Consider the following 3379-nt stretch of genomic DNA (forward strand, 5'->3'; position numbering starts at 1 on the left):
GCTGGTGCATAGTTCACATAGGATCGAACTTGATGGAGAAGAATCAATGAGGAAGAAATATAAAAATAACTAAATTTAGGCATGAAAATGACTGCGAAAATGTGTGCTGAACAGGTGTCCGTTTTGCCCAGGAACGACTGTCCGGATAACTCAGGACTGAGTGTCCGCTTTCAGCGGGAACGGGTGTCCGAAATCGCAGGAATATGCAACATATTCAGGCGGGTGCCTTTTGAGACTTTCTTTTTTTTGTCCACATCCTTCTTTTATGAGTATATTGAACGTGATTTCACTACTACTATAATAGCAAAATGATGAAGAAAATTATTTTTACAGGCCTGGCCGGACTAATGGTCCTGGTGCTGTTCTCGGGCAGTTCTGTGGGCAGCGACCCGGAAAGAGAATGTTCCTTTGACAAGGATTCCATGGTGGTTGTCATGAGGTTTGAAATTAAGGTGAAACCGGAGAGTGTGGCATTCCTGAAACAATCCTTTGATGCCTGCAAGACAGAAGTACTGGCAAAAGAGCCCGGTTGCCTCGATTATTCCATGTTCCAGTCCTACAATGACAGTACGATCTTTTGCATTACGGAAACCTGGGCCACCAAAGGAGATCACAATGCCCACATGCAGCTGGAGCATACTAAAAAACACATTGCGGAAACCAGGGACATCCGGGATACTTCCTTCAGATCTGGCACAAATTATACCTACTGGATCTGCCCGGGAGCCAATGAACGATAGGCTCAGTCAATGAGGGGCCAGGGAATCCTGTTGAAATGAAAATCGAACATTTTATGGATTTGTCCGGCTGTAATGCGGGGGGTGGATAGCTCGGGGAGCTTATCCCGGGCGAAGAATCCCACATCCAGGGTTTCCATGCCCGTGGAAATCTCCAGGTTCTCAGGCACACATTCCAGGAAGATCTTGTAGGCATAAAAGAGGTCTTCGGGGTGCTCGTGGCATTTCTTGTCAAAAACTGCCAGCAGACGGCTTACCTTTACCCTGAGGCCTGCTTCCTCAAGGCTTTCTTTCTCGGCGGTCTCCGTAGGTGTGTAGCCCACATCACACCAGCCGCCGGGAAGCGACCAGCGGCCATCGACCCGTTCCCTGACCATCAGAATCTCATCCCGGTCGTTAAAGATAACCGCTCTCACATCCACCTTCGGAGTGCGGTAGCCGTTTCGTTCAGGTGTGGCGACCTCAATGGTTTCCGCGGGAAGCCCGGTGACCAGCGAAAGCATTCTTAAAGAGATCTCTTCAAGATTCTGGTAGCGGTCCAGGTCGAAATCATTCTCCGAATAGTGGAGCCCGTTTTCAGCCAGTGCCTGCACCTGCTTGACCAGCTGAAGCATTTCGTTTTGATTCTTCATGCCTGTTTCAAAGAACTCTCAATTTAGCATATTTCTGACTATCTTCGCATCATGAAAGGCGGAAACAGCAGATGTGATCTGAAAGACAGAAAGAGATTACCCTCCTGGATGCGAATGCAGATGCCGGGAGGTGACCGCTATATGCAGGTGAAGGAGCAGGTAGTCAGGCATGGGCTGCATACCATCTGCACCAGTGGAAACTGTCCCAATATCGGGGAATGCTGGGCGGCCGGAACGGCCACCTTTATGATCCTGGGGGATATTTGTACCCGTTCCTGCAAGTTTTGTGCGGTAAAGACCGGGAAACCCCTGCCGGTGGATGAGGAAGAACCCCTTCGTCTGGCGCGTACCATCCGGACCATGGGGATCCGGCATGCGGTGCTTACCTCGGTGGACCGGGATGATCTGGAGGATAAGGGCGCAGGATTCTGGGCCCGCACCATCCAAATCCTGAAAGAGGAGGTGCCCGGTCTGACCATGGAGACTCTGATTCCCGATTTTGATGCTCTTCCCGGGCTGGTTCAGCTGGTCATTGATGCAGCTCCGGAGGTGATCTCCCATAACCTGGAGACCGTGGAGCGGCTTACTCCCCGGGTCAGATCCAGGGCCCGGTACCAGCGGAGCCTTCAGGTGATCAGCCAGATTGCTCAATCCGCTCTTATATCCAAATCAGGAATCATGCTGGGACTGGGTGAGACCGAGCAGGAAATATTACAGACCATGGATGACCTGATCGGGAGCGGATGTGAGGTATTGACCCTGGGGCAGTACCTGCAACCCACCCTGGCTCATATGCCGGTGGATGAATACATCCATCCGGATAAGTTCGAATATTACAGGAAGCAAGCCCATGCAAAAGGTTTCAGGGCAGTGGAATCCAGTCCCCTGGTGCGCTCTTCCTACCATGCCGGGAAACATGCCTCTATAAAGAAAGGCCGGACAAATGGGTGAGCAGGGGTTCGATATCTGCTTTAAAGATCTGGGCTTAATCGATTACCAGGAGGCCTGGGATTATCAGGAGGAGCGCTTTAGCAGGCTGGTGGATTATAAGCGTCAGCCCGAAGGCCGGTTGCGGCCTTCCCAGTATCTCCTGTTTTGTGAACACCCCCACGTCTATACCCTGGGGAAAAGCGGAGATGAGCATAACCTGCTGATCCGGCAGGATTTTTTAAAAAAGATTAAGGCAACCTATTATAAAACCAACCGTGGAGGAGATATCACCTATCATGGTCCGGGTCAGATTGTGGGTTATCCGATAGTGGACCTGGAGCTTTTGGGAATCGGACTGAAACCGTATATCACCCTGCTGGAGAATGCTATCATTGAATTGCTGGATGGATACGGGATTGCGGCTACCCATCTGGAAGGGGCCACAGGCGTTTGGCTGGATGCCGATCACCCGGTTAAGGCAAGAAAAATATGTGCCATTGGAGTCCGCTCGGGTCGATATGTAACCATGCATGGCTTTGCCCTGAACGTAAATACCAACCTGGACTATTTTACTTACATCAATCCCTGCGGCTTTGAGACCAGGGGGGTCACCTCCATGGAGAAGGAGCTGGGCGGGCCCCGGGATTTTGAAGGGATCAAAAGGGAGCTTAAGGAGATCCTGATGAGACGATTCCTTGCTCCAGATCGCCCAGTAGGATCATAGCCTCCTTCCGGCTGGTCCCGCAAACAGCCCGGTCTGCCTGGAACTGATCACAGACCTTTGGCCGTTGAAGATCACTATAGATCCGGCAACTGTAATCGGCGCTGAGATGAATGCAGGGCACTCCGGCAGGTTTTCCATCCGGCATACCCGGAATGGGAGAGGAGATAGAAGGAGCGATGCAGCAGGCCCCGCAGTGTTTTCTGCAATCCATAAAAACAGAGATTGTCTCTTTTGACACAGCCCCAAGTTATGAAACTTATCGAAATGATCTTACTTCCCTCCTGTTTTCGTCACGCCTCTCGGTGCGATTTATTAAAGCAAAGATAATCAGCGATATAGCACTTAGATCTTGACGT

General features: G+C 51.0%; 5 protein-coding genes. 3 read left to right on the forward strand and 2 right to left on the reverse strand.

Annotated features, from left to right (window positions below):
* Positions 1-311 precede the first annotated feature (311 nt).
* Positions 312-740, forward strand: a complete 429-nt coding sequence (locus P1P86_16550; protein MDF1576797.1) for an antibiotic biosynthesis monooxygenase — start codon at positions 312-314, stop codon at positions 738-740.
* Between the two features lie 2 nt (positions 741-742).
* Here P1P86_16550 and P1P86_16555 read toward each other — a convergent pair whose 3' ends face one another.
* Positions 743-1369 (reverse strand): NUDIX hydrolase, encoded by a 627-nt coding sequence (locus P1P86_16555; GenBank protein MDF1576798.1) that lies wholly within the window; start codon positions 1367-1369, stop codon positions 743-745.
* A 51-nt stretch (positions 1370-1420) separates the two neighbouring features.
* On the opposite strand from P1P86_16555, the gene lipA reads away from it, so the two are divergent.
* Together lipA and lipB are read left to right on the forward strand one after the other, a co-directional pair.
* Complete coding sequence (gene lipA / locus P1P86_16560; protein ID MDF1576799.1) at positions 1421-2320, forward strand: lipoyl synthase; 900 nt, start codon at positions 1421-1423, stop codon at positions 2318-2320.
* Positions 2313-3023: a lipoyl(octanoyl) transferase LipB gene (gene lipB, locus P1P86_16565; GenBank protein MDF1576800.1), complete on the forward strand. Its 711-nt coding sequence runs from the start codon at positions 2313-2315 to the stop codon at positions 3021-3023. Before lipA ends, lipB begins: the two co-directional genes overlap by 8 nt.
* On the opposite strand, the gene P1P86_16570 is transcribed toward lipB, so the two are convergent.
* A complete protein-coding gene (locus P1P86_16570) occupies positions 2968-3234 on the reverse strand; it encodes a YkgJ family cysteine cluster protein (GenBank protein MDF1576801.1) in 267 nt (88 codons plus the stop codon). The two genes, lipB and P1P86_16570, sit on opposite strands and share 56 nt — an antisense overlap.
* Positions 3235-3379: the final 145 nt, after the last annotated feature.

It is taken from the genome of Bacteroidales bacterium, assembly GCA_029210725.1.
GTDB lineage: Bacteria > Bacteroidota > Bacteroidia > Bacteroidales.

Excerpts from the sequence above, each read along its gene's own strand:
- P1P86_16550 (MDF1576797.1), top strand. The coding sequence starts at position 312 with ATGAAGAAAATTATTTTTACAGGCCTGGCCGGACTAATGGTCCTGGTG.
- P1P86_16555 (MDF1576798.1), bottom strand. The coding sequence starts at position 1,369 with ATGAAGAATCAAAACGAAATGCTTCAGCTGGTCAAGCAGGTGCAGGCA.
- lipA (MDF1576799.1), top strand. The coding sequence starts at position 1,421 with ATGAAAGGCGGAAACAGCAGATGTGATCTGAAAGACAGAAAGAGATTA.
- lipB (MDF1576800.1), top strand. The coding sequence starts at position 2,313 with ATGGGTGAGCAGGGGTTCGATATCTGCTTTAAAGATCTGGGCTTAATC.
- P1P86_16570 (MDF1576801.1), bottom strand. The coding sequence starts at position 3,234 with ATGGATTGCAGAAAACACTGCGGGGCCTGCTGCATCGCTCCTTCTATC.